At 70.2% G+C, this 4,643-nt stretch carries 5 protein-coding genes and 1 pseudogene; 1 reads left to right on the forward strand and 5 read right to left on the reverse strand.

Translation table 11 applies throughout. The features are described from left to right. The 3 genes and pseudogenes from VFF46_RS25840 to VFF46_RS25850 form a co-directional block, all read right to left on the reverse strand. A pseudogene (locus VFF46_RS25840) lies at positions 1 to 390 on the reverse strand (hypothetical protein); the annotation flags it as partial. After that, the gene (locus VFF46_RS25845) at positions 387 to 1,271 is read right to left on the reverse strand and encodes an ABC transporter substrate-binding protein (protein ID WP_325039805.1); all 885 of its coding nucleotides are present in this window, start codon (positions 1,269 to 1,271) and stop codon (positions 387 to 389) included. The gene VFF46_RS25845 and the pseudogene VFF46_RS25840, both read right to left, overlap by 4 nt. Positions 1,272 to 1,274: 3 nt before the next feature. Further along, positions 1,275 to 2,759: an MFS transporter gene (locus VFF46_RS25850; RefSeq protein ID WP_325039806.1), complete on the reverse strand. Its 1,485-nt coding sequence runs from the start codon at positions 2,757 to 2,759 to the stop codon at positions 1,275 to 1,277. Between the two features lie 105 nt (positions 2,760 to 2,864). On the opposite strand from VFF46_RS25850, the gene VFF46_RS25855 reads away from it, so the two are divergent. Then, entirely contained in the window at positions 2,865 to 3,524 is a 660-nt protein-coding gene (locus tag VFF46_RS25855; RefSeq protein WP_325039807.1) for a FadR/GntR family transcriptional regulator, read from the forward strand. Here the strand turns inward: VFF46_RS25855 and VFF46_RS25860 are convergent. Further along, positions 3,504 to 3,866 carry a putative quinol monooxygenase gene (locus VFF46_RS25860; RefSeq protein ID WP_325039808.1) on the reverse strand — a complete coding sequence of 121 codons (363 nt, stop codon included), beginning with the start codon at positions 3,864 to 3,866 and terminating at the stop codon, positions 3,504 to 3,506. The two genes, VFF46_RS25855 and VFF46_RS25860, sit on opposite strands and share 21 nt — an antisense overlap. Then, positions 3,863 to 4,643, reverse strand: a 781-nt coding sequence (locus VFF46_RS25865; RefSeq protein WP_325039809.1) for an MBL fold metallo-hydrolase, incomplete at its 5' end; no start/stop codon positions are given. The genes VFF46_RS25860 and VFF46_RS25865, both read right to left, overlap by 4 nt.

Genomic DNA, 4,643 nt, shown 5'->3' on the forward strand with positions numbered 1-4,643 from the left:
GGACCGCGCCAGATGCTTGGTGGCCACCGCCGACGCCGCCGCCGTCCGGAACAAGGTGAGCGCCGGCCCGTCCAGGATCGCCTCGCACGTCCCGGTCTCCGGATCCACCAGCAGGATCGTCGACTGCTGCACCGGCAGGCCACGCTCCAGATTGGCCGGCGTATCGGTGAGCAGCTTGATCCCCGCGGACCGCGCCGCGATCGCCGCGGTCATCGGCACCAGCAACGTCGTACAGCCGGGAACCTCGACCGTCGACCGCTCCGCCTGCACCGCACCGCCGGTGGACAGCGCGGCGTGTGCCTGCTCCACCGCGTCGATGACGGCCGGCATCTCCAGCGTCTTGGCGATCTCCTCCCGGCTGAGCGCGAGGATCGGCCGGCCGACGCTCATGACACCACCGCGACCAGATCGTCGTAGGCCGGCGCCTCGTCGAGCAGACCGTCCTCGACGAGGATCCGCATCCACTCGGCGTACCCGTCCTCGCTGATCCGCAGGTCGTCCCAGATCCCGCTCGCCCGCAGATCGTCGACGATCGGCACCAGGACGCCGGTGTCCAGCGACGGCCACTCGCGGGCGAGCAAATCGGTCAGCTCGGCCGCCTCGTGCGCCTTCAGCCAGTCGTACGCGTTCTGCAGGGCGCGGTAGAACCGCTGCACCAGCTGGTCGTCGCGGGCGAGGACGTCGTCGGTCGTGTAGTACACGCTGTTCGGCATCAGTCCGCCGGCCCGATCGTGACGGACGGCAACGAACGCCTCCTTGCGGTGCTCCAGGAAGGAGGCATTCACCAGGTCCGTGACGAGCGCGTCACCCATGCCGCCGAGGAACAGTTCGGTGAGCATCGACCCGGACAGGTCGCGGACCCAGCGCACCTTCGACATGTCGACACCGGCCTTGCGCATCAGCCCGGCGGTGTGCACGAACGGCGCGGTACCGCCGGCGCCCGGCGCGAGCACGATCTTGCCCTCGAGGTCCTTCCAGCCGAAGTCGGTGGTCGGCTCGCGGGTCACCAGCGCCTTGGGGTTGCGGGCGTTCAGCTGCGCGAAGGCGCGGTACTCGCGGCCCCGGCCGTGGTACATCGCCGGTACCCACAGGCCGCCGAGGACGACGTCCGCCGTACCGGTCTCCAGGTCGGTGAGGACCTGCGTCCAGTCGTCGGGCGCGGACCGGGAGAACTCCAGGCCCTCGGCCTCGTAGTACCCGAGTTCACGGGCGACGTACTCGGGAAGGTAGTTCGGCCAGTGCGAGGTGGCGCTGACGTGCAGACGGGTCATCGTTCAGACTCCTTCGGAGGTTGTGGCGACGTTGATGTCCTCGAGCGAGCGGCCGTGGGTCTCCGGGGCGAACCGGCTCACGATCGCCATCACGCAGTACATGACGGCGATCAGCACGAACACCGCGACCACCCCGGCGTGGTCGAGCAGCAGCCCGGCGCCGATCGGGACGAACGCCCCGGCGACATTGCCCTGGACCGCCACCATCGCGGTGCCGAACGCGCGGACCCGGGTCGGGTACAGCTCCGGGGCCCACGCGAAGATCGTGCTGTTCAGCAGCAGCACGAAGAACTGGAAGAGCGCGCCGAGGATCAGGACCAGCGCCGGCGACTTGGCCAGGAACCCGAAGGCGAGAGCGGCCAGGCAGGCCGCGGCGGCACCGCCGGTGATCACCACGCGGCGCGGCAGCCGGAGCGCCGCCCAGGTCGCCGCGGCGGCGCCGAACAGGCTGCCCAGGTTCATCACCATCGTGAACGCGAGGCTCTTGGTGATCGTGTAGCCCTGCTCGACGAGGATCGTCGGCATCAGGACCAGTACGGTCACCTGCGCGCCGAAGGTCATCCACGAGATCACCGCGAGGGCCGCCGTACGCCGCAGCAGGACGCCGTGGAACACCTCGGACAGCCGCACCTTCTCGACCACCTGGGCGGTACCCGTGTGCTGGATGTACGGCGTGACCGGTCCGTTCCGGTCCTTGAGCCGGCCGTTCGCCAGCCGGGTGAGGACGCCGTTCGCCTCGTCGAGCCGGCCGCGGGACGCGAGGTACCGCGGGGTCTCCGGGAGGAACCGCCGGTACACCAGCACCAGCAGCGCGGGCAGCACCAGCAGGCCGAACATCCACCGCCAGCTGTTGTGCGGGCCGCCGAAGAAGTTGCCGAGCGGACCCAGTACGACGGCCGCGAAGCCGAACGAGACCACGTTGCCGAAACCGCCGGCGCCGACGTTCAGCGAGGCAACCACCGCGCCGCGGTACTTCGTCGACACCAGCTCGCTGAGCATCGTCATCCCGGCGGCGATCTCACCGCCGAGGCCGACGCCGACGACGAACCGGCCGATCGCGAGCACGGCGTACCCCGGGGCGAGCGCGCAGATCAGCGCGCCGACGCAGTAGACGCCGAGGTTGAACGCGAGCGCAAACCGGCGGCCCTTGTGGTCGCCGAGTGCGCCGGTGACCACCTTGCCGATAATCATCGCGCCGATCGTCACGGTCTGCAGGAAGGCGAGCTCCGGCGTGGAGATGTTCCAGACCGACTTCAGCGCCGGGCCGACGGCGCCGAGCGAGTTCTCCTCCATCACGTCGAAGAACGCGCCGAGCAGCACCATCAGCAGGATCAGGCGGTGCGCGCGGTTGAACGGGATCGCGTCCAGGACGCGGCCGACCACGGACACGGCGTCCGCAGCCGGAGTGGCCGGTGTGGCAGGCGTGGCCGGTAGGGCAGGCGTGGCCGGCTCGGAGGCGAGCTGGTTCGGTGATTCAGTCGAGTGCATCGGACCGACCTCCTCAGGAGGAATGTTCGTCGGAGCCGAGCCGGGATCTCGGGGTTGCTTGATGATAGGATTACCAGTCATCTGATGTTTGAGGAAGAGGCTGCGATGAAAAAGGTCGAGCGGGTCTCTCTGGTCGAGTCCGTCGGAAGCCAGCTCCGCGAGGAGATCACCGCGGGCCGCTGGGCGGTCGGCGAGCGCATCCCGTCGGAAACCGAGCTGGTCGGTCAGCTCGGCGTCAGCCGGGCCTCGGTCCGCGAGGCGGTGCGCGGCCTGGTGCACGCCGGCCTGCTCGCCACCCGGCAGGGCGACGGCACCTACGTCACCGCCCGGGACGCCACCGACGTCGCGATCCGGCGCCGCCTCGGCGCGGCCGAGCACAGCGACGTGGTCGAGGTCCGCCGCGGCCTCGACATCGTCGCCGCCGGCCTCGCGGCGTCCCGTCGTACCCCTGCCGACGTCCGCGCCCTCCAGCAGGCGCTCGCCGCCCGCGCCACAGCCGGCGAGGCAGGCGACGAGACGGCCTTCGTCACCAACGACGTGGGGTTTCACCTCTGCGTGGCCCGGGCCTCCCACAACCCGGTCCTGATCGAGCTCTACACCAGCTTCGCCCGCGCCCTCACCGAAAGCGTCCGCGACGACCAGTGCCTCCAGGTCTTCGCCTCCGGCGAGGACACCTGGCACGAGGCCCTGGCCGCCGCCATCGAAGCCGGCGACACCACCAGTGCCGCGGCCGCCTCCCTGTCCCTACTGGAGAGCAGCACCTGATCCGGCGGCCAGTTCGACGACCTGGACGAGGGCGGTCGCGTCGGAGGTGCTGTGTTCGGCGAGTTCGGTGAAGAAGTGGGCCACGTGGCCGGTGGTGAGATGGTTGCGGAAGGCATCGATGTCGGCGTAGACCTCGTACAGGTAGAAGGTTCCGGGGTCCTCGATGCCGCGGAAGGAGCGGAACTCGCGGCAGCCGGGCTCCGCGCGGACGGCCGCGGTGAGAACGGTGATCGCGGCGGCGAGCCGGTCCTCGTGGCCGGGGATCGAGCGGACGATCGCGACCATCGGGCGCTCCCCCGCCGGCAGGTCGTCGGCGACGTCGGGCAGGAAGTTGCGGCTCATCGGACGCTCACCGGTACACCGGGCAGCACCAGTCGTACGTCGACCTGCGGCGCGAGCCGGGCGACCGCGTCGGCGTAGTGCCGGGGATCCTGGTCCCCCTTGGTGATCATCTGGTCGCCGAGCCGACCGCTGTGGAACGCGTAGTGCTGCGCGACCGCCACCGTCGGATTCAGTACGGCGGTCAGCTGCGCCGCCTCCTCGGCATCCATCACGACCTGCCGCAGGTTCATCGGCCGGATGCACAGCCCGTTCGTCGGCAGGATCGCGAGGTCGATCGGGCCGAACCGCTCCGGGATCGTGTCGAGCTCGGGCACCCGCAGCGAGTCGCCGCCGAAGTACACCGTCCGCCCGCCGCTCTGGATCACGAACGTGATCTCGTGGACGCCGTGTTTCCCGGGCGCCGCGGTCACCCGCACGTCACCGACCTCGGTCGCCTCCCACGCCTCGATCGTACGAACGTCCCGGAAGCCCTTGCCCGACGCGATCGCGGCAACCGTCCCCGGCCCGACCAGCGGTACGTCGAGGTCGAAGCCACCGTCGACGAGCGCGTCGAGATCGCAGTGGTCGTAGTGCTCGTGGCTGACCACGACCGCGTCGATCCGGCCGAGGTCCGCGACGGTCGACGCGACTCGCTCACCCTGGTAGTACGTCGCGGTCTGCGTGAACCACGGATCCGTGAGGATCCGGCGGTCGCCGATCTCGATCAGCTGGCAGGCGTGCCCGATCCGGGTCACGGTCAACGTCGTCATCACGCCCCCAGCCCGAGCAGCGCGCCAA

Origin of the sequence: Kribbella sp., assembly GCF_035655035.1 — a bacterium.
Taxonomy (GTDB): Bacteria; Actinomycetota; Actinomycetes; order Propionibacteriales; family Kribbellaceae; genus Kribbella.